The sequence below is a fragment of the Faecalibacterium sp. 3 genome (assembly GCF_048323735.1).
Classification (GTDB): domain Bacteria; phylum Bacillota; class Clostridia; order Oscillospirales; family Ruminococcaceae; genus Faecalibacterium; species Faecalibacterium wellingii.
Genome location: NZ_JBLWFN010000001.1, coordinates 813424 through 832210 on the forward strand (window position 1 = coordinate 813424; position 18787 = coordinate 832210).

Annotated in this window: 19 protein-coding genes and 1 pseudogene; 2 read left to right on the top strand and 18 right to left on the bottom strand. The window is 54.0% G+C overall.

Annotation, left to right across the window (positions count from 1 at the left end; translation table 11 throughout):
• The first annotated feature begins 83 nt into the window (after positions 1 to 83).
• Entirely contained in the window at positions 84 to 707 is a 624-nt protein-coding gene (gene catA, locus ACNSPV_RS03725) for a type A chloramphenicol O-acetyltransferase (protein ID WP_348585160.1), read from the top strand.
• A gap of 62 nt (positions 708 to 769) precedes the next feature.
• Here the strand turns inward: catA and mobQ are convergent, their stop codons facing one another.
• The 17 genes and pseudogenes from mobQ to greA form a co-directional block, all read right to left on the bottom strand.
• Positions 770 to 2281: a MobQ family relaxase gene (mobQ, locus tag ACNSPV_RS03730; protein ID WP_348585159.1), complete on the bottom strand. Its 1512-nt coding sequence runs from the start codon at positions 2279 to 2281 to the stop codon at positions 770 to 772.
• Between the two features lie 231 nt (positions 2282 to 2512).
• Positions 2513 to 2812 carry a DUF3847 domain-containing protein gene (locus ACNSPV_RS03735; protein ID WP_262539214.1) on the bottom strand — a complete coding sequence of 100 codons (300 nt, stop codon included), beginning with the start codon at positions 2810 to 2812 and terminating at the stop codon, positions 2513 to 2515.
• An 82-nt stretch (positions 2813 to 2894) separates the two neighbouring features.
• Positions 2895 to 3560 carry an SdpI family protein gene (locus tag ACNSPV_RS03740; protein WP_262539215.1) on the bottom strand — a complete coding sequence of 222 codons (666 nt, stop codon included), beginning with the start codon at positions 3558 to 3560 and terminating at the stop codon, positions 2895 to 2897.
• Positions 3557 to 3841, bottom strand: a complete 285-nt coding sequence (locus tag ACNSPV_RS03745; RefSeq protein WP_262539216.1) for an autorepressor SdpR family transcription factor — start codon at positions 3839 to 3841, stop codon at positions 3557 to 3559. Before ACNSPV_RS03745 ends, ACNSPV_RS03740 begins: the two co-directional genes overlap by 4 nt.
• Positions 3842 to 3911: 70 nt before the next feature.
• On the bottom strand, positions 3912 to 4202 hold the full coding sequence (locus tag ACNSPV_RS03750) for a hypothetical protein (RefSeq protein ID WP_262539217.1): 291 nt from the start codon (positions 4200 to 4202) through the stop codon (positions 3912 to 3914).
• Positions 4203 to 4335: 133 nt separating this feature from the next.
• On the bottom strand, positions 4336 to 4527 hold the full coding sequence (locus ACNSPV_RS03755; protein ID WP_006060444.1) for a transposon-encoded TnpW family protein: 192 nt from the start codon (positions 4525 to 4527) through the stop codon (positions 4336 to 4338).
• Between the two features lie 79 nt (positions 4528 to 4606).
• Positions 4607 to 6481, bottom strand: coding sequence for a recombinase family protein (locus tag ACNSPV_RS03760; RefSeq protein ID WP_348584577.1), 1875 nt, complete (start codon positions 6479 to 6481; stop codon positions 4607 to 4609).
• Positions 6482 to 6513: 32 nt separating this feature from the next.
• Positions 6514 to 6813: pseudogene (locus ACNSPV_RS03765) on the bottom strand (conjugal transfer protein TraG); the annotation flags it as partial.
• Positions 6810 to 7268, bottom strand: a complete 459-nt coding sequence (locus ACNSPV_RS03770) for a PcfB family protein (protein ID WP_348584575.1) — start codon at positions 7266 to 7268, stop codon at positions 6810 to 6812. The pseudogene ACNSPV_RS03765 and the gene ACNSPV_RS03770, both read right to left, overlap by 4 nt.
• 30 nt (positions 7269 to 7298) lie before the next feature.
• Entirely contained in the window at positions 7299 to 7739 is a 441-nt protein-coding gene (locus ACNSPV_RS03775; protein ID WP_348584574.1) for a DUF3846 domain-containing protein, read from the bottom strand.
• An 11-nt stretch (positions 7740 to 7750) separates the two neighbouring features.
• Positions 7751 to 8221 carry a hypothetical protein gene (locus tag ACNSPV_RS03780; protein WP_348584573.1) on the bottom strand — a complete coding sequence of 157 codons (471 nt, stop codon included), beginning with the start codon at positions 8219 to 8221 and terminating at the stop codon, positions 7751 to 7753.
• A gap of 67 nt (positions 8222 to 8288) precedes the next feature.
• A complete protein-coding gene (locus tag ACNSPV_RS03785) occupies positions 8289 to 9221 on the bottom strand; it encodes a ParB/RepB/Spo0J family partition protein (protein WP_348584571.1) in 933 nt (310 codons plus the stop codon).
• Positions 9178 to 10032 (bottom strand): ParA family protein, encoded by an 855-nt coding sequence (locus tag ACNSPV_RS03790; protein ID WP_348584569.1) that lies wholly within the window; start codon positions 10030 to 10032, stop codon positions 9178 to 9180. Before ACNSPV_RS03790 ends, ACNSPV_RS03785 begins: the two co-directional genes overlap by 44 nt.
• Positions 10010 to 10876, bottom strand: a complete 867-nt coding sequence (locus ACNSPV_RS03795) for a DUF6017 domain-containing protein (protein WP_348584568.1) — start codon at positions 10874 to 10876, stop codon at positions 10010 to 10012. Before ACNSPV_RS03795 ends, ACNSPV_RS03790 begins: the two co-directional genes overlap by 23 nt.
• Positions 10877 to 11000: 124 nt before the next feature.
• Positions 11001 to 11231 carry a DUF6462 family protein gene (locus ACNSPV_RS03800; protein WP_348584567.1) on the bottom strand — a complete coding sequence of 77 codons (231 nt, stop codon included), beginning with the start codon at positions 11229 to 11231 and terminating at the stop codon, positions 11001 to 11003.
• Between the two features lie 291 nt (positions 11232 to 11522).
• Complete coding sequence (gene lysS, locus ACNSPV_RS03805; RefSeq protein WP_348584566.1) at positions 11523 to 13034, bottom strand: lysine--tRNA ligase; 1512 nt, start codon at positions 13032 to 13034, stop codon at positions 11523 to 11525.
• A gap of 12 nt (positions 13035 to 13046) precedes the next feature.
• Complete coding sequence (greA, locus tag ACNSPV_RS03810) at positions 13047 to 13532, bottom strand: transcription elongation factor GreA (protein WP_348584565.1); 486 nt, start codon at positions 13530 to 13532, stop codon at positions 13047 to 13049.
• 399 nt (positions 13533 to 13931) lie between these two features.
• Between greA and ACNSPV_RS03815 the strand changes: the two genes are divergently transcribed.
• A complete protein-coding gene (locus tag ACNSPV_RS03815) occupies positions 13932 to 15704 on the top strand; it encodes a hypothetical protein (RefSeq protein ID WP_348584564.1) in 1773 nt (590 codons plus the stop codon).
• A 566-nt stretch (positions 15705 to 16270) separates the two neighbouring features.
• Here the strand turns inward: ACNSPV_RS03815 and ACNSPV_RS03820 are convergent.
• Entirely contained in the window at positions 16271 to 18355 is a 2085-nt protein-coding gene (locus ACNSPV_RS03820; protein ID WP_348584563.1) for an elongation factor G, read from the bottom strand.
• Positions 18356 to 18787: the final 432 nt, after the last annotated feature.

The window sequence follows — 18787 nt, forward strand, 5'->3', positions numbered from 1 at the left end:
GATACCTCGCTTTCTGTGGTTGAATTGTTCATATTTTTCAAGTATAATAAAATTAGCAAATTAGAATTTGAGGAGGATAAATGATGCAATTCACAAAGATTAATATAAATAATTGGACACGAAAAGAGTATTTCGACCACTATTTTGACAATACGCCCTGCACATATAGTATGACGGTAAAACTCGATATTTCTAAGTTGAAAAAGGATGGAAAAAAATTATATCCGACTCTCTTATATGGGGTTACAACAATCCTCAATCGACACGAAGAGTTCAGGACGGCATTAGATAAAAACGGACAGGTAGGTGTTTTTTCAGAAATGCTGCCTTGCTACACAATCTTTCATAAGGAAACTGAAACCTTTTCGAGTATTTGGACTGAGTTTACAGCAGACTATACTGAGTTTCTTCAGAACTATCAAAAGGATATAGACGCTTATGGTGAACGAAAGGGAATGTTCGCAAAGCCTAATCCTCCGGAAAACACTTTCCCTGTTTCTATGATACCGTGGACAAGCTTTGAAGGCTTTAACTTAAATCTAAAAAAAGGATATGACTATCTACTGCCGATATTTACGTTTGGGAAGTATTATGAGGATGGCGGAAAATACTATATTCCCTTATCGATTCAAGTGCATCATGCCGTTTGTGATGGCTTTCATGTTTGCCGTTTTTTGGATGAATTACAAGACTTGCTGAATAAATAAAATCCCAGTTTATCGAACAACACAAAGGACAGACAAGCGGTAGGGCGTGCCCGTCCTTTTCTTTATCGTTCTTGTTCATGCCGCTTGGTGCGGTTCTGTGTCTGCTCCGGCTGCTCGGCTTTCAGCGCAATATCAACGCACTTGCGTATCTTCTGAAGCTCGGCAACCTCGGCGCGGGTAGCTTTCAATTTGGTGTAGTCGGTATCTCTCTGCTCTTTGAGGTCGGCGTATTCCTGTTTCCATTTGGAGATAGGCAGCGTCTTTGTATCTGTCAGATTTGCATGGAGATAGCGGCTTGCTGCATTCCATAAGGTTAGCTCGGCGCGGTGGGCTTCCTCATACTTATCCCGTTTGTTCGTCCAGCCGTTTTTCAGCTTTTTCAGTTCGGCATGAATGGGCTTGTACTGCAAATAATTCTCGCCGTTCTCTATTAGCTTTTGCAGCTCTTTCATGCGCTGCTCGGCGTTTTTCATTCCCTCCCGGATTGAATAGGCTTTATCACTGACAGAGGAAAGAGAAGCGTCCAGCTCGTCAAGATTAGAGATACCATGCTCGGAAAGATAGTTGACCGCTGCCGCTATGGTTTTCAGTTCGTCGGCTGCGTGTTGTTGTTGCCAACGCTGCGAATACTTCCGGCTCTTTTCTCTCTGAACGCTCAAATACTTCATCAACAGATTTGCAAGGTTGGGAGATTGCGGCGGCTGCTTCGGGGCGGCTTCCCGCGCTTTGAACAGGTCGGCAATCCATTCTTTGAGCTTGCTAATCTGCGCCCGGATTTCCCGGATAAGGCGGTTTGTCTTTTGAATACTGCGGTTCAGTTCGCCTTTCTCGGTGGCGATACCTTTCTTCTCCATCTGGCAAGCCGCCACGCCCATGTGGACGGTGGGTATCTCGTCAATGCCGCGCTCGGCGTTGCTGCGGTGGTCGATACGCTCCGGGCTTCCGTTTCTCTCCAAAAAGTCGTTGGTATAGTCAGCCCACGCCTTGCGCCACAAGAGGGTGTTGTCCTTGTCGTTCCAGCCTGTAAGGTCAATTTTGTGCGTCTTGTATCTGCCGCTTGGCAAGCGGATACGCTCGCCGTTTTCGTCAAGGTCATATTCCTTTTTGGATTTCGCTGTCCATGTGCCGCGCTCGTCAAGGGGGCGCATAGTCAGCATGATATGACAATGGGGATTGCCGCTGTCGGTGTCGTGAATGGCAAAATCAACGCACATTCCTCTGGAAACAAATTGAGAGGAACAGTATTCCCGGACAAGCCGGATCTGTTCCTCTCTGGATAATTCTATGGGGAGCGCTGCGTCAATCTCACGCGCAAGCTGGGCGTTCCCGGCTTTCTCGTAAAGCTCCACGCTGTTCCATAAGGTTGAACGGTCAGAGAAAGAGGGCGGGGCATGGGGCGGCAGCATGATTTCTGTATGGACAACGCCGCCTTTGCGGGTGTAGTCGTGGGTCATTCCGTCCCACTCGTTTGTCAGCTTTTCGCCGCTTCGGTAGGCGGCTGCGGCAACGGCTGATTTGCCTTTTCCTCGGCTCACAATGCCGATGTTCCAATGGTAAATGGCTATGGGTATCACCTCCCGGATAGGATAATAAAACCCGCAAAAATGGTACAGACGCCAACGGCGGGTGTACTGTTTTTGTGGGTGTGCAGGGATAGCCGCGAAGCGGCGCAAGGGGTGCAGCCCCTTGTTGCGGCAAAGCCGCCATATCGGAGCGCGGGGAAATCTCCCTGTGCGGAGATAAGCCCTCGGCAGAGCGCACACGCCCGCAAGGGTGTATAAGTGCGCCCTTAGTTCCTAAGGGTATTATCCGGCTTCTACCCCCTCGGCGCGTTTTTTCAAATACTCCTGTGCTTCCATACTCTTTGCGATGTGATACAAGAAGTCCTTGCCTTCGTCCTCCGTCATGGTTTTCAGCTCCGGCACGATGCTTTCCATAAAGCCGCCAAACAGGAAAATACGGTGATTGCGCTCCTTGCGTTTCTCGACGGACAGCTTGCGGTTGAGCATCTTATTTCGGTTTTCGTACTGCTGTAATAGCTTCTGTGTGCGTTCCAGTTCGGCATTACATTCCTCGATGGTCTGCGGTATTTTCTTCTTTGCCATGGTCGCTCCTTTCTGCCCGTAGGCATAAAAAAGGGCGGCTACTTCGGTTTGAAATAGTCGCCCTGTGGGTCAGATATTCAGTTTATGGGGTATTGTCTGTCTTGTAGTAGCGATAGGACGCAATCATGCACAGGATTAACCAAATAATGATTACAACAGTCATCACAAGCAAATTCCAAACACCCGGCACAAAAGCAGAAATAACTATCATTGCAAGTCCACACAGTACTGAAGCAATCCCTCCGAAACGCTGACTTTTTTGCCATACACTATCGTTTGCCATACTCCACTTAGTCCGCAAACCAAACATCGCATTTCGCCGCATTTTAGGCATGATATTTCCGAGTATGACGAGCAATATACCGATTGCAATACCAGTAAACTTCATTGCATCTATACTGACTGTGGCGGCTGCGTCGGGGTCATATCTGATAGCTTTAAGCATAAAATAGAAACCGAGTGCAGCAAAGAAAAGCAGGGTACATATCCCGGTATAGAGAAGAATTTTCTCATTTACAGTCTCGCCTTTTTTGCGTTGTTGTTTTGCAAGTAGAATGAAAAATGCTCCCATAATGATTGTAAATATCGGCCAAATTAGATTTTCGTACTTGCTTCCAAAGCGGTCAACCTCACCAGCAAAATTGTAGTGGACTGGTATGGTATCCGGCGTAAATATAAGGAGTATTGCCGTACCGACGATACATAACAAGATAACTCCATAACAGAGCGCATATAACTTCTTCATCATTCTCCTCCTCTTAAATCTGTGAGCCATAGCAGAGCTTCATCAAGAACCGAGGCGTTAAGCTCATAGAAAATATACTTGCCTTCTCGTTGGTCACGAATAAGGTCAGCTTCTTTCAAAATAGATAAGTGTTTTGAAATTGCCGGTAAACTAATGTTAAAATGCTCTGCTATTTCTCCGGCTGATAGCCGCCTTTTCTTCAACAGGTTAAGAATTGTTCTCCGAGTAGGGTCAGCCAAAGCTCTCATTGTATTTTGAAGTCCCACCACATCACCGCCAATCATTTAACCTTTAGGTTAATTGTACTCATAAAGCCGCTTCTTGTCAATAGGTTGTAGCAAGTACATAAAAAAGTTACAACTTATTCACACTATTTTGCTTTGCTGCTTCGCTTGCGGCTTCCCGCCGTTCCTCGCTGTATGGGGCGGTCAGACGGAAAGAGAAACGCCCCTTGCGGATTTCAAACTCCATGCAACCCGTTTCGGGGTCTGCGTCGGTCTGGCGGCACTGGTCGGGGTGAGCTACGGCGTAGGCGGTCAGCCTGTTCTTGAGGTCGGTGTTGTGGGTGCGGATATGGATAAGCGGGTCTTTCTCGTCAAACCAAATATCGGTGGTCTTTTCCTGCTTTGTCAGCCCTGTTCTCATAAACTCTCCTTTCTGCGCCCCTGTTACGCAATAGGGGCATTTTTCGGGTGTTTTTCCCGGCTCTTGACCTGGGGAAAATGAGGATTTTCAAATAGAAACCGCCCAGACGGGGAGTGTATCGTCGGGGCGGCTGTTATCGCAAGATTTCCGTTTTTTCCGGCTCTTGACCGTCAGACGCGGATAAACGCGAACTGTCGGCAAGTACCAGTTTGAGCAGCTTGTCGCGGAATGTTTCTGTGCTGCTGTGATTGAAAAATAACTCCGCAACAATGGTCTGCCCGTTCCTCTGGGTCGTGATGATGCTGTCGGGGGTCTGTTCTGCCATAGGCGGCTCCTTTCTCCGGGCGCAAAAGAGGGATTTCCCGTAGTTCGGAAAATCCCTCTTGGTTGACGGTTATTCTGCTTTACTGTGCGGGCTGTGCGGCGGCTGCCTGTGCCTTTCGCCTTGCCCGGTATTCCCGCGCCTTGATACGGTCATACTCCCGCTGCTTTTCAAGGTTTCTCGCCCGGTACTCCCTTGAATACTGCCGGTGGTAGGCGCGGCTCTTTTCCTTTTTGGCTTCTTCGATTTCCTCACGCATTTGCCGGATTTCCTGCTCGGTCGGCTCTGCAAGCTGCGTCACTTCATTCTCAAACTTGCCGATATAATTGAAATATATGCTGATGTGCTGGATTGCGTATCTCGCCCTTTTCTGGTCGCGCTCATGCACCTCAATCCGGCTGATAAACTCGTTGAGAATGGCGGGGGTCAGGTCGGTAAAGGCGGCATGGCGTTCCGTCAGCTTCAAAAACTTCTGCGCCCGTCCTCCCGCGTTCTCGTAAGCGGATAGCTGCTCTTGGAGCGTGGCAAGCTCCGCTTTCAGCGCGTAGTATTCTTCCGAATACTTCTGCGACATCTGCTCATAGCGGTCTTGCGGGATCGTGCCGAGGGCGTTGTCCTCATAGAGCTTGTTCAGCACCTTGTCAATCTGTTCAAGGCGCGTCGTGATTTGCGGAATACGCTTCTGCTGTTTCTTGGTCTGGTCGGTCTGCTGCATGGCAAGGTTCTTTTTCACTAATGCTTCAAACTCCGCCCGGTTGCTGATAGAATAGTCCTCGATTTTCTTCAGCACTTCCGCGATGGTCTGCATGAGCAAGTCCGCGTCCATGATGTGCGGGGAATGGCATTTGGGGTTCTTGGCTTTTCCCTTGTGGTACTCGCTGCAAAAAGCAACGTGCCGCTTGCCGCCGTTCCGGTAATCAATACGAATGTGCATTTTTGCGCCGCAGTCCTTACAGAAAAGCAAGCCGGACAGAGGGTGGATTTCTCCGTCCCCGTTGGGGCGTCTGACGGGTGCGTTTTCCAAAATCCGCTGTACGGTTTCAAAATCGCTGCGGCTGATAATCGGCTCATGCACATTTTCTGTGATGTGCCACTGGCTCCGGTCTACATAGTGGTTATGTTTATCCCGGAAATGCTTTGTAGTCTTGAAGTTGACCACATCGCCGCAATACTCCTGCCGTGTGAGGATATTGGTCAAGGTGGCTTTGTTCCACTTGCAGCGGTTATCCTCATTGAGCGTCTTATTTTTACAGGTTCCCCGCCCGCGGTCTTTCATGTAGAAAGTGGGGGTTGGGATTTGCTCCTGTGTCAGATATACGGCGATTTGGTTGCGGTTCTTCCCGCCGATAAACAGACGGAAAATCAAACGGACAACCTCGGCGGCTTCTTCGTCGATTATCCAAAAATCCTTGTTGTCCGGGTCTTTGACATAGCCGTAAGGGGCTTCGGTGACAATCGGCTTTCCACTCATGCCTTTGGTCTTAATGCCCGTTTTCACTTTCTTGCTGATGTCCTTTGCATACCACTCCGACATGATATTGATAAAGGGCGCAAACTCCAATGTGTCGGGCTTCTCGCTGTCAATGCCGTTGTTGACCGCGATAAAGCGCACTTTGTTCCGTCTGAATATCTCCATAGCGTTGCCGACTTGGAGATAGTCGCGCCCCCAGCGGGTAAGGTCTTTCATAATGCAGACACCGATTTTCCCGTTTTCCACATCGTCCATCATGCGGGAGTAGGCGGAACGGTCAAAAAACCTGCCGCTTTCGTCATCGTCGATATAGTGCCGGATATTGGTTAGATGCTGCCCTCTGGCATAGTTCTCCAAAAATATTTTTTGGTTCTGTATGCTGTTGCTCTCGCCGCCGTCCCTGTCCTCGTCGCCCACAGAAAGGCGGGAGTAAAGGGCTGTAATTTTGCTATAATCAGTCATGTGCATAACCTCCTGTGCGTCCATGTATGTGTCATTTACACTTAAAATTATGCACTCCACCGGGCAGAGCCGTACTCCATGCCGTTCCGGTATTTCTTGGCGTTTTTGCTTCGCAAATATACGGCGAGCCGTAGTCCTGCGCCGCAGGAAATGCCAATAAGAAAATCCAGTGGGTGCAGACTGGGCAGCGGGTTCGCAAATGCAGCCGGGAGGGTTCCCATCATGGACATAATGCGTTCGCCCAGTTCTTTTCCCTCGGCAAGCCGCCATGCTTCACCAAAGTTCGTTGCCGCCAGTCCCAGCAGGATATAGGGCAGATACAGAGCCAGCAGTTTTGTCAGCTTCTTTGTGTTCACATCCCACGCTCCTGTTCCTTGTGCCGGACTTTACCGGGAAGCTCTGCCGCCGCCTGTACCAGTTCGTGCAGTTTGGCAAGAACGGAAGGACGCTTCGACTTACTCAGGAGAGAAGCCGAATACTCCTTGAAAGCCGCCTGAAACGCCTCTGAATCCGGGGCTTTGAAAAAGACCAGATACCGGGGCGGCACCTCAGAATTATCCTTTCGGATAGCATAGTCGATGCCATACTTTTTGGCATACCGCTCAAAGCCTTTGATTCCTGTTTTGCTGATTTCCACGCTGGATACGCCGCGATTCTGCCGCAGCAGGGTACGGACGCTTTGCTTGCCTTGGGAGGCTTTGTTTTTGTAGATCCGTATGGCGGCTTTCACGCCATTCAGCACTGTCCGGGCAGACAACTTCGTGGTCGAAATCATCAGGTTGAATGATTTCTGCTCGATTTCTTCCTGCATTTGCATCACCCCCTGTGCAGAAAATAGGAATCAGCGGTCAAGACCTGCATCCTTCGATGGCGCAGCTTTGTTTTTCTCAGGGCGGACAGCCTCATCGGGTACACGAATGACCATCATCCGATGCCCCAGCTGGATAAAATCTTCGGGCTGGTGGAACTGTTTTTCGTACTTCTGTGCCAGTTCCGGGGTGAGGGATGCAAAGTCCTCCTCACCCAGACCGACCACCAGAAAAGTTCCGGCAATCACATCGTAGGCTTCGCCATGCTCATCCCGCAGGGCGCGGTTCAGGGGCAACCCCATCAGCTTGCCATCATCGTTGTAGACGATGGCAACCGGGTCATCAAAGGGATAAGTTGCACCGATGCTGCCACCGACTGCCTGCTGCAATGCTTTCAGGTCGTTGTCAATCTCGACCTGTTTCGGGTACTGCCCCGGCGAAATCTGCAATACGGAAAGAGTGTTTTCTTCCATTCCGTTTTACCTCAGTCGATGCAGATACAGGTCAGCGCATCCTCATCAACCATCAGCGTGACACTGGCGGTTTCCAGATACTTCTGGATGGCAAACATATCGCTCATGGTCAGGGGTGCGAACTTGCCATCGTCCGTATAGCGGTGGAAAATCACCGGCCCGGTCAGATACCGCTTGCCCATCAGCTTGATGACCTGCTTCGGGTTATAGCGGAAACCCAGCGGCTCCTCCTTGGAGATGCCGTAGCCGGCATCGTCCTCGTCAAAGCAGGGCAGGATGTGCGGAGCCTCCTCCGGCTGGATCACGGTCAAATCCAGAACGGGTGACACAGCGGCGAAATAGACATCCGTGCTGGCAAGCTCGTTCTGCATTGCCATGTGCATGAACGAAAAGAAGCCAGTCACTGCGTCGTCGATGTGGTCGATTTTCTTGCTCATGGTGTCGATGGTCTTTGCGGTCTTGAAATCAATGGTATTGTTCATAGGCGTTTCCTCCGTTATTTTTACAAAATAAAAAGACCCGAATCGGGTCTTACGGTTCATCATGTGGTCAACGCTCGTTGCTGCGCTGACGTTTTTTCTGCCACTGATCCAGCAGTTTGATGATAATATCTTCCATCTGTTTGGGCGTATAGGAGCGCGGAAAGTATTTCCGCAGGGTTTCATTCTTGATGGTCACGGTGTCTAGTTCACTCTTTTTCTCCTTGCCCATCACATCAAAGGCGGCTTCATAACTGAACTCGCCCTGCTGTGCCATCTTTTTTAGCTGCTGCGCCTGTGAAAGAGAGGGGGCGTTCTGCGTGTCGTTCATAGCCTCTAAAAAATCCCGCTGTTGGGCTTCGTCCAAATAGGACAGTTCCACCGCAGGATTAAACGAGATTTTCTTCTCGTCCACCATGTCCAGCAGTTCGGGAACAAGGTTTGTCAGGCGCACAAAACGTTGAACCTGCTTGTAACTTTCGCCAGTTCCCTCTGCAACAATTTCCGTACTGCGCTTTCCAAAATAATCTGGGACAACTTGTCCCACATTTTTCGGACGACCAACAGAACGTTCAATCGCATCCAGCTTCATCTTGTAGGCGAACGCCCGTTCGCTGGGCAGGATGTGTTCACGCTGCAAATTGGAATCGACCATCAGTATCGTGGCTGCATCATCCTCCATGTTGCGCACAATGACAGGCACGGTGTCCAGATGGGCAAGCTCTGCGGCGTGTTTCCGGCGGTGCCCGGAGATGATCTCATAGCCGCCCTCTGGTCTGGGGCGGGCAATCAGCGGAGCCAGCACACCGAACTGCGAAATGCTTTCCACCGTCCGGGTCATGGCATCATCGTCCAGCACTTTGAATGGGTGGTTCTTGAACGGAAAAAGTTCATCCACAGGGATCTGCTGTACCTGTTCCCGCTGTTCTTCCTGCCGGGTTTCCTCCGAGCTGAACAGGTCATCTAGCCCTTTCAGAGCTACGTTTAAGCCGCTTTTCGGCATCCGCCAACACCTCCCTCGCTAAAGATTGGTAGGCTTCTGCCACCTTGCCCTTTGGGTCATGCTGAAAAATGCTCTTTCCTGCGGCACTGGTTTCAGCGGCACGGACAGACCGGGGAATGGTCTGGGAGAACACCTTGATTTTACTGCCGTATGCTTGGCGTATCAGGGTGTCGATCTGCTTTCCGTAGTTGGTGCGGCTATCCGTCATGGTGAGCAGGATGCCCTCGATTTTTAATTTCGGGTTGATCTGCCGCCGCACCTTGCCGACAGTCTGCAAAAGCTGTTCCAGACCTTTGGCAGACAAATACTGTGCCTGCACGGGAATCAGCGTGGTGTCAGCTGCGGCCAAAGCGTTGATGGTGAGCATCCCCAGAGAGGGCATACAGTCCAGCAGGATATAATCGTACTCCCGCTTTGCCCCGTCCAGCACCTGTTTGAGCATTTTCTCTCGGTTCATGCTGTTTACCAGAGCCACCTCCAGTCCTGCCAATTCGATGTTGGCGGGGATGAGGTCTACGCCCTCTGCATGATGAAGGATGCCTTCACCGGGCTGGATAGGCTGGTCGTTCATGGCTTTCTGCATCAGGGTAGACAGCGTGGTGGGCAGTTCGTCCGGCTGCTGCCAGCCCATGCTGATGGTAAGACTGCCCTGCGGGTCAGTGTCCACAAGCAGAACTTTCTTGCCCTCCATTGCCAGCCCAATACCCAGATTTTCACAGGTAGTGCTTTTTCCAACACCGCCTTTCTGGTTTGTGACTGCGATAATCGTAGCTTTCTTTGCGATAACATCACCCCGCTTTCCGGGAACCATGCGCAAAGTCATGGTTCGTCAGGTTCTGATAGTGTAGATTCATGGTCGTGGGCGCATTGTAGAGCGAGGCAAGCAGATACTGTTTCATGTTCCGCACCGGAGTAGCATTTTCGGCAAGACTGTTCAGCACAAAGCGGATGTGGTCGGCATTCAATTTTTTCAGCCGACTGCGTACCACCTCGGCAGGCTTATCATCCCCGGCGATTCGGAGCATCCTGCGCTTGGTGGCACAGGTGTCCACCAGCAAATCTACGATTTGATAGATGGCGTCCTCATCATCCGGGAAAAGCCGGAGCAGCAGTTCGACCTCCAACGCCTGATAAAAATAATCCTCAAGCTGTTCCCGAATGTCCCCTGAGTGGATAGGATCGGGTTTATTCATCTCTGTCTTATTCTTATCAGTCTTATTTGCTTGCGGTTTTGGCTGCTCCTGAACTGCGCTTTGGGCAACGCCTAAATTGCTGTTTGCGCAATTCAGATTGTGCGTTTTTGACAGCCCTGTGGTGAAGTCTTTGACGTAGATCAGGCTGGGTCTGCCCAGACCGCGCCGCTTGCGCTCGATCAGGTCGATTTGCTCCAGCTCCCGGAACAGTTTGACCGCCTTGTGTTCGGCACAGCAGAGCGATTCCTGCACTTCCCGGACGGTGTAGATGATATACACCCGTCCCTGCTTGTCCATCCAGCCGTTCTTGACCGACAGGCTCATGCGGTCGAGCAGAATGCCGTACAACGTCCGGGCATCTGTGGAAAGCTGCCGGAAACGGCTGTCCTGAAACAATGCCTTGGGGATGCGGAAGTAGGAAAACAGCTCACCCGACTGCCCATAGAAATAGTCGAGCGTCATTTGGTGTGTCCTCGGATTTTCAACTGTGAGTGCTTGTTCATGCGGAAACCTCCTTTGACTATTTTAGAGTAAAAGAAAAAGCGCACCTTCGGATGGAAAGTGCGCTATGTAAGAAACCTCTGATTCAGTTGCTCTTGCGATGCTGTTCCAGATAATCATCCAGAATATCCAAATCGATAATCGCTATCTTTTTTATGCGGAGTAGTGCATGAGCGTCTTTTGCCAGCTTGCGGAAGGAGTCCCTTCCCATTGAGTAAAGTGCCATTCCTTCTTTATAATTGACATATCGCTTTTTCTTTTTGGCTAGAGTTCTTTCCAGTTCGGGCACTTCAAACGAAGCAGCTTTATGTTCCATGACATTCTTCTCCTTTGTCAAGGGTAGTGGTATACTTGCGTTATCAGGATATAGAAAGAGGACACCTCACGGTCAGCAATCGCTGATGGTGAAATGTCCTCTTGGCTGTTTTCTCGTTTACAGTTCTCTGCTGGTAGCCAGAATGCGAGAATCCGTCTGTACTAACAGGGATTTTTTTGCATCTCCGTCAGTCCATGCGGAAATCCGTCAAGGATGTCAGCTTTCTGACACTTTCCGTGTCGGAATCCGCGATGTATTTCATTGTCGGAGACACAAAGATTATCACGTAGCTCAGTTAGATTCCGGGCGCATCGTGGGGAACAGCAGCACATCGCGGATGGAGGCACTGTCGGTGAGCAGCATCACCAGACGGTCCACGCCGAAGCCCAGACCGCCCGTGGGGGGCAGGCCGTACTCCAGTGCGTTCACGTAGTCGTAGTCCACCTGTGCCTTGCAGTCGGGCTCGATGGCCTTGCGCTCGGCTACCTGACGCTCGAAGCGGCCCTTCTGATCGATGGGGTCGTTCAGCTCGCTGAAGGCGTTGCCGTACTCGGTGCAGTCGATGAAATACTCAAAGCGCTCGGTGAAGGCGGGGTCGTCCGGCTTGCGCTTTGCCAGCGGGCTGATCTCCACGGGGTAGTCGTAGATGAAGGTGGGCTGGATCAGCTTGTCCTCCACAAAGGCGTCGAAGAACTCGGCCAGAATGGCACCCTTGGTGGGCACCTCGGGCAGCTCCACGTGGTGCTCCTTGGCGGCGGCGATGGCGTCCTCGTCAGACTTCCAGTCGTTGAAGTCCACGCCGGAATACTTCTTCACAGCTTCCACCATGGTCAGGCGCTCCCAGTGGCCCATGTCGATCTGCTTGCCCTGATAGGGAATGACCATGCTGCCGCAGATCTTCTGGGCAAGGCGCTTGTACAGCTCCTCCACCAGATCCATCATGCCGTGGAAGTCGGTGAAGGCCTGATACAGCTCGATGCTGGTGAACTCCGGGTTGTGCTTGGGGTCCATGCCCTCGTTGCGGAAGATGCGGCCCACCTCGTACACGCGGTCCATGCCGCCCACGATCAGGCGCTTGAGATACAGCTCGGTCTCGATGCGCAGCACCATGTCCATGTTCAGGCTGTTGTGATGGGTGTAGAAGGGGCGTGCGGATGCGCCGATCTCAAAGGGGGTCAGGATGGGGGTATCCACCTCCAGGAAGCCCTTCTCGTCCAGATAGGCACGGATCTCCTTCAGGATCTGGCTGCGCTTCACGAAGGTGTCCTTCACCTCGGGGTTGGCGATCAGGTCCACATAGCGCTGACGGTAACGCATCTCGGTGTCGGTCAGGCCGTGGAACTTCTCGGGCAGGGGGCGCAGGCTCTTGGCCAGCAGGGTCAGCTCGGTGGCACGGACGCTCAGCTCGCCGGTCTTGGTGCGGAACACCTCGCCCTTCACGCCGATGATGTCGCCCACGTCCAGCTTCTTGAAGGCGGCGTAGGGCTCCTCGCCCAGCTCGTCGCGGCGGACGTACAGCTGGATGTCGCCCTTATCGTCCCGCAGGTGGGCAAAGCTTGCCTTGCCCATCACGCGCTTGGACATCATGCGGCCTGCCAGCGCCACGGTCTTGCCGCTGTCGGTCTCGTTGGGCAGGGCGGCAAACTCTTCCTTCAGGTCGGCAGAGTAGGCGTCCTGCGGATACTTGGTCAGGGTAAAGGGGTCGTGGCCTGCAGCCTGCAGGTCGGCCAGCTTCTGGCGGCGCACCTGCACCTGCTCGCTCTCGGACAGGCCCTGTGCGGGGTTCTTCTTTTGCTCTTCCATGATTACTCCTACTTAGTTTGCTGCGTGGGAAATGCGCAGCACAGTGTACTCCACCGTGTGGCCGGTGGGCAGCAGAACTTCGGTCTTGGCACCCACGGCCTTGTTCAGCAGGGCGTGGCCCACGGGGCTCTCGTCGCTGATCTTGCCGTTCAGGGGGTCGGCCTCGGTGCGGCCCACGATATCGTATTCTTCGGTCTCGTCCTCACCGGTCATCCGGATGACCACATGGGTGCCCACAGACACGCTGTCCACACTCAGCTCGCTCTCATCAATGACGACAGCGTTCTTGATCATCTGCTCCAGCTCGGTGATGCGGTTCTCCACCAGACCCTGGGTGTTCTTGGCCTCGTCGTACTCGCTGTTCTCGGACAGGTCGCCGTGGCTGCGTGCTTCCTTGATCTCTTCAGCCAGCTCCTTGCGGCGGACCGTTTTGAGGTATTCCAGTTCCTCCTGCATTGCCTTCAGACCGGCGGCGGACATCTTGATCTCTTGTGCCATTTTGAGAATCTCTCCTTGTCTATTTGTTTTGCACAGCCGCAAAGCCGCACAATAATGCCATTTTGACTACATTATTATAATAGCAAGCCGAGTCTTTGTCAACAAAAAAGGCGGTGCTGGGGAGGAAATCCTGACGGAATGCGCGCCGTTGGCGCGCAGATGATGTGCTTGCGCAATGATGAGCTGACGCAATGATGTTTGCGCCGCGGCGCAAATGATGTGCCGCTGCGCGGCAATGGCAGAGCTGCCCGAGAAGTGATACTTTTAACGATTCACGCGCTTTTCAGGGCGATTCGCGCAGGTTTGCTTTTATTTGACAGGGTTTTCTGGTATACTCAGGCCAGAATGTTACGGGGGGGGGGTATGCTTTCCTCGCCCGGCAGAAATGGAGGCTGTACCATGAAACAAGGCAAACTGATCCGGCGTGCAGTATCGGCGGTGCTGGCCGGATGCATGATGTTCACCCTCTCGGCCCCGGCGCTGGCTGAGAGCACCGATGCGCTGATGCAGCTGAGCACCAGCGGCCTTGCCGCCCAGAATGACGCCGTGGAAAAGGAGCTTGCCACCGTTACGATCACCGGCGTTTACGACCCCGATATAATCCGTCCTTTCACCATTTATGCCACTCCGGATGGCGCGCGGTTCAGCGATGGACTGAACCCTATGGAAGCCTGCACGCTGGACTACAATGGAACCACACTTACCATTGACTGCAAAACCACCGTTCCGCAGGAGTACAATATTAAGATTGCCTTAAAAGAAGGCGTCAGTCTGCGGATCACGGCCGAGCAAGGCGGCACCTACCAACTGGGCCACAATGTGACCATTACCGGCACAGCGGATGTGACCATCGAGCAGAACGATAACACCCTCGTGGCGGGCGACCTGACCGTGGACTGTACCGGTGCGCTGAAGATCACCGGCAGCAGCACATATGGCGTATGCGGTGCCCTGAACGTGCAAAACAGCAGCAGCGTAGAGGTGACCGGCAGCTGTAACAACTGGCTTATCGGCTCCGGCAATATCACCAGCGACGGAACGGTGACGCTGCAGAACAGTGCCTACGCTGGTGCTGCCGTGGCGGGCGACCTAACCGTGAAGGCAGGCGGAAAGGTGGCCGCGCGGGCGGTGCAAACCGCCGTTGTCGGCAATGCCGATATCACCACCGATGACGATGTTGCCCTGTCGGCCTATGACCATACCAGCAGCAACCGCAAAGACACCGCCAGCGTTGCAGTGGTCGGCAAACTGACCGTGCACAACAGCGCAAATGTATTTGTGACGATCTGGAGCACCGGTTCTTCCGCCATCGGTCAGGGTGCTGATATCACCAGCAACGGCGGGGTATACGTGCGCTGCAACGCTGGCGAAAACAGCCAGCCTATCATAAACGGCGACACTACCATCACGGCCGGCGGCGAGGTACAGATGAACAACAGCTACGGCACCGGCCCGGCCGTAAACGGTACCCTGAACATTGAAAAGAGCAAAGGCGTGAGCCTCGATTTCGGGAAAGCCGACATGGCCGTGAACGGCAATGCCAACATCACCAGCAGCGACATGGTAACTCTATCGGCTGGCCAAAAAGCTGTAAGCGGCACCCTGAACTATAAACCCGACTTTTCCGGAACGGAATACAACGGCTACGAAGTGTATGCAAACGGCACGGACATCACCGATCTGAAGGCGCAGCAGGGTGGGAAGCTGCCCGACTACACCTACACCGGCAGCGGAAATCGTCTGCAGATCATTCCGGTAAAGAGGGATGCCCCGACCGTGGACGGCGACGACGCGGGCAGTGTTTCCGGTTCTGATGCATCTGCCGACGTGGGCGGCGCCATTGCCGCCGTGGCCCTTGGCAGTGCAGCCGTGTGGGGCGGCTACGAGGTAGCGACCCGGGTCATCCTGAATAAACTGCTGCCCGAAGGTGCAGCCATCCCCGCGAACCGCGGCCAGCTGGCATTGCTGGTGTGGAACAATGCAGGCAGGCCCGAACCCGCCGCACAGCCCGCGTTTGCGGATGTGGCCGACGCTGACATGGCAAAGGCTGCACAGTGGTGCGCGGAGCAGGGCATCATGGAGGCCAAGACCGCAGACACCTTCAAGCCCGAAGGCTGGACACCGAAGTTCAAGGTGATCGAGACCTGGAATAAGGCATTCCCCAAGCAGTAAAACACGAAGCCCCGGTATTCGCAGTACCGGGGGCTTTTTGTTGTATTGAGTCAGAGCTTGTGTTATACTGACACTGCGGCCCTTCTCCGATCCCCCAGTCGCGGAAAGGAGGTGGAAGTCCATGAACACTATCATCACATTTTTTCAGTCTGTCGGAGCACAGGTAGTAGCCTATTATCTGTGCAAGTGGCTTGACAGCCTGATGTGCAAGGGCAGTAAGCACTAACAAAAAGACCCCATCTGGAGCGGCAACTCCGGATGGGGTTCTTTTTTGCGTGGAAATCCATGATGAACGGCATATCATCACATAGCCTACCTCTAGTATATGCAATCCGGCGCAAAAGTCAAGCAGGCAGATAAAAATTAACAATTTGCCGTTGGAATGGCCCGCAAAAACCCCCGCTGACAGAGGGAAAAGTGTCAACGGGGGTCAGGGTGATGTCATATTTCGGTGGGAACTCCCTCAGTCAGAACCTGACGGTTCTGCCAGCTCCCTCCATGAGGGAGCCTGAGGCCCCCTCTCCGAGGAGGCTGCCACCGGTCAGGCGGCTGGGGAGTTGGCGCGCTCAGTCGTCGGCGGCTTCGTCCAGATTGCCCAGCTTCTTGGCCTGCTCCACCACGGCGGGCACCAGCATCTCGGGCAGGGTCTCGTAGCGGGCGAACTCGGTGGTGAACCAGCCGCGTCCCTGCGTGGTCTGCCGGATAAAGGTGGTAAAGTTGGCCAACTCTGCCAGCGGCACTTCAGCGATGATGGTCTGCAGGCCGTCCTCGTCCGGCTCCATGCCCAGCACGCGGCCGCGGCGCTTGGTCACGTCGCCCATGATGTCGCCGGTGTTGTCGTTCGGCACATGCGCCTTCAGGGTGTGGATTGGCTCCAGAATGACGGGGCCTGCCTCGGGCATGGCGGCCTTGTAGGCCAGCTTTGCAGCCATGATAAAGGCCATTTCAGAGCTGTCCACCGGGTGGTAGCTGCCATCCAGCAGGGTGGCTTTCAGGCCCACCACGGGGTAGCCTGCCAGCACGCCCTTTTCGGCGGCAAGGCGCACGCCCTTTTCCACGGCGGGGAAGAAGTTCTTGGGCACGCTGCCGCCGAACACCTTCTCCTCAAACACCACCTGCTCGCTGTCGCAGGGCTCGAAGTTGATGATAACGTCACCGAACTGGCCATGGCCGCCGGTCTGCTTCTTGTGGCGGCCCTGCTTCTGGCAGGCCTTGCGGATGGACTCGCGGTAGGCGATGCGGGGTGCTTCCAGACCGATCTCCACGCCAAACTTGTTCTTCAGCTTGGCTTTCACCACGTCCAGATGCTGCTCGCCCAAACCGCCGATGACCTGCTGATGGGTCTCGGCGTTGTTCTGGTAGCTCAGGGTGGGGTCCTCTTCCATCAGGCGGGCCAGTGCGCTGGAGATCTTGCCCTCGTCGCCCTTCTTGGCCACGGTGACGGCCATGAACAGGCTGGGCTGCGGGAACACGGGGGCCGGCAGCTTCACCACACGGTCGGCGTCGCACAGGGTGTCGCCGGTCTTGGCGCTCACCAGCTTTGCCACGGCGCCGATGTCACCGGCAATGATGCCGTCCGAGTCCACCTGCTTCTTGCCGATGACGGTGAGGGGCTTGGTGATCTTTTCCACGTCGCCGGTGCGGGCGTTGGTCAGCGGTTCGCCGGCGGTCACCTTGCCGCTGACCACCCGCAGGTAGCTCAGCTTGCCCACAAAGGGGTCGGCCACGGTCTTGAAGACGTAGGCGGCGGTGGGCTCGTCCACGGTGCAGTGCAGCTCCACCGGCTCGCCGTCGGCATCCTCGGCCAGCGTGCTGGCTTCGTGCTCCGGGCTGGGCAGCAGCTTGTGCATGTTGAACAGCAGCATATCCAGCGCCTGCTGGTTCACGGCGCTGCCGCAGAACACGGGGGTGATCAGGCCGTCCTTGACGCCCTTGCGCATGCCTTCCACGATCTCCTCGGTGGTAAAGGCCTCGCCGCCGAAGAACTTTTCCATCAGCTCATCGTCCGTTTCGGCGATGGCTTCGCTCATGGCCTCGATCAGGCCCTGAAAACGGTGGCCGATGTCCGGCAGGTCCACCTGGATCTGCTTGCCGCCCTCGTACTTGAAGGCCTTCTGGCTGAACAGGTTGATGTACACGGGGGTGCCGTCGTCCAGCTTGGCGGGCACCACGCAGGGGCAGACGGTGGAGCCGAACTTGATCTTCATATCCTCAAGGATCTTGAAGTAGTTGGCGTTTTCCAGATCGCACTTGGAGACGAAAACCATCGTAGCCTTGTTGTTCTTACGGGCCAGCTGGAAGGCCTTCTCGGCACCCACGGTGACGCCGCTGCGGCCGGACACCACCACCAGCACGCTCTCGGCAGCACGGATGCCCTCATACTCGCCGGCCTCGAAGTCGAACAGGCCCGGGGCGTCGATCAGGTTGTACTTGATGCCCTCGTACTCCACCGGCACTACAGACGCCGACAGGCTGGCCTTGCGCTTTGCTTCCTCGGGGTCAAAGTCCGAAATCGTGGTGCCGTCCTCGACCCGGCCCATACGCTCGGCAGCGCCCGAAAAATAGACCAGCGCCTCAGTGAGCGTGGTCTTGCCGCTGCCGGCATGACCGGCAATCAGGATATTGCGGATGTTGTTGCTTGCGTATTTCATATCGGTTTTTCCCTCATTTCCGCCGCACGGAGCATTCTCTCCGCTTTTGTGGCATATTTTACAAAGATAATACCACACTCAAAACGATTTTTAAATATATCGTTCGAAAAAAGCCGGTCAAATGCCTGCCAAACTTCAGGGCAGTGTTTTGTGCAAGTTGACATTTTGGGAGCTTTCCCCGCAGAAAAAGCAAGCCCCCGGTGCCGCACACAGGTGCGATGCCGGGGGTGTTTTCGTTGCAAAGCGTATGATTTTATGGTATGCTGTAGATGCCGCTTCGGCGGTGATCAGGTGCTGATTGCATAATCGGTGGTCTAGCTCCTTCCGGCTGCGCGCCAGAGGGGACGAAAAACTTTTTGCTTCCCCTGACGCGAAAGCGGAAAGGGGGGATGCCTCATGACGTTTGAACAGGTCGTGCTGCTGCTCACGCTT

Excerpts from the sequence above, each read along its gene's own strand:
- catA (WP_348585160.1), top strand. The coding sequence starts at position 84 with ATGCAATTCACAAAGATTAATATAAATAATTGGACACGAAAAGAGTAT.
- ACNSPV_RS03745 (WP_262539216.1), bottom strand. The coding sequence starts at position 3,841 with ATGATTGGCGGTGATGTGGTGGGACTTCAAAATACAATGAGAGCTTTG.
- ACNSPV_RS03735 (WP_262539214.1), bottom strand. The coding sequence starts at position 2,812 with ATGGCAAAGAAGAAAATACCGCAGACCATCGAGGAATGTAATGCCGAA.
- ACNSPV_RS03750 (WP_262539217.1), bottom strand. The coding sequence starts at position 4,202 with ATGAGAACAGGGCTGACAAAGCAGGAAAAGACCACCGATATTTGGTTT.
- ACNSPV_RS03800 (WP_348584567.1), bottom strand. The coding sequence starts at position 11,231 with ATGGAACATAAAGCTGCTTCGTTTGAAGTGCCCGAACTGGAAAGAACT.
- ACNSPV_RS03795 (WP_348584568.1), bottom strand. The coding sequence starts at position 10,876 with ATGACGCTCGACTATTTCTATGGGCAGTCGGGTGAGCTGTTTTCCTAC.
- ACNSPV_RS03780 (WP_348584573.1), bottom strand. The coding sequence starts at position 8,221 with ATGAACAATACCATTGATTTCAAGACCGCAAAGACCATCGACACCATG.
- ACNSPV_RS03760 (WP_348584577.1), bottom strand. The coding sequence starts at position 6,481 with ATGGACGCACAGGAGGTTATGCACATGACTGATTATAGCAAAATTACA.
- ACNSPV_RS03815 (WP_348584564.1), top strand. The coding sequence starts at position 13,932 with ATGAAACAAGGCAAACTGATCCGGCGTGCAGTATCGGCGGTGCTGGCC.
- ACNSPV_RS03740 (WP_262539215.1), bottom strand. The coding sequence starts at position 3,560 with ATGATGAAGAAGTTATATGCGCTCTGTTATGGAGTTATCTTGTTATGT.
- greA (WP_348584565.1), bottom strand. The coding sequence starts at position 13,532 with ATGGCACAAGAGATCAAGATGTCCGCCGCCGGTCTGAAGGCAATGCAG.
- ACNSPV_RS03790 (WP_348584569.1), bottom strand. The coding sequence starts at position 10,032 with ATGGTTCCCGGAAAGCGGGGTGATGTTATCGCAAAGAAAGCTACGATT.
- ACNSPV_RS03820 (WP_348584563.1), bottom strand. The coding sequence starts at position 18,355 with ATGAAATACGCAAGCAACAACATCCGCAATATCCTGATTGCCGGTCAT.
- lysS (WP_348584566.1), bottom strand. The coding sequence starts at position 13,034 with ATGGAAGAGCAAAAGAAGAACCCCGCACAGGGCCTGTCCGAGAGCGAG.
- ACNSPV_RS03755 (WP_006060444.1), bottom strand. The coding sequence starts at position 4,527 with ATGGCAGAACAGACCCCCGACAGCATCATCACGACCCAGAGGAACGGG.
- ACNSPV_RS03770 (WP_348584575.1), bottom strand. The coding sequence starts at position 7,268 with ATGCAGGAAGAAATCGAGCAGAAATCATTCAACCTGATGATTTCGACC.
- ACNSPV_RS03785 (WP_348584571.1), bottom strand. The coding sequence starts at position 9,221 with ATGCCGAAAAGCGGCTTAAACGTAGCTCTGAAAGGGCTAGATGACCTG.
- ACNSPV_RS03775 (WP_348584574.1), bottom strand. The coding sequence starts at position 7,739 with ATGGAAGAAAACACTCTTTCCGTATTGCAGATTTCGCCGGGGCAGTAC.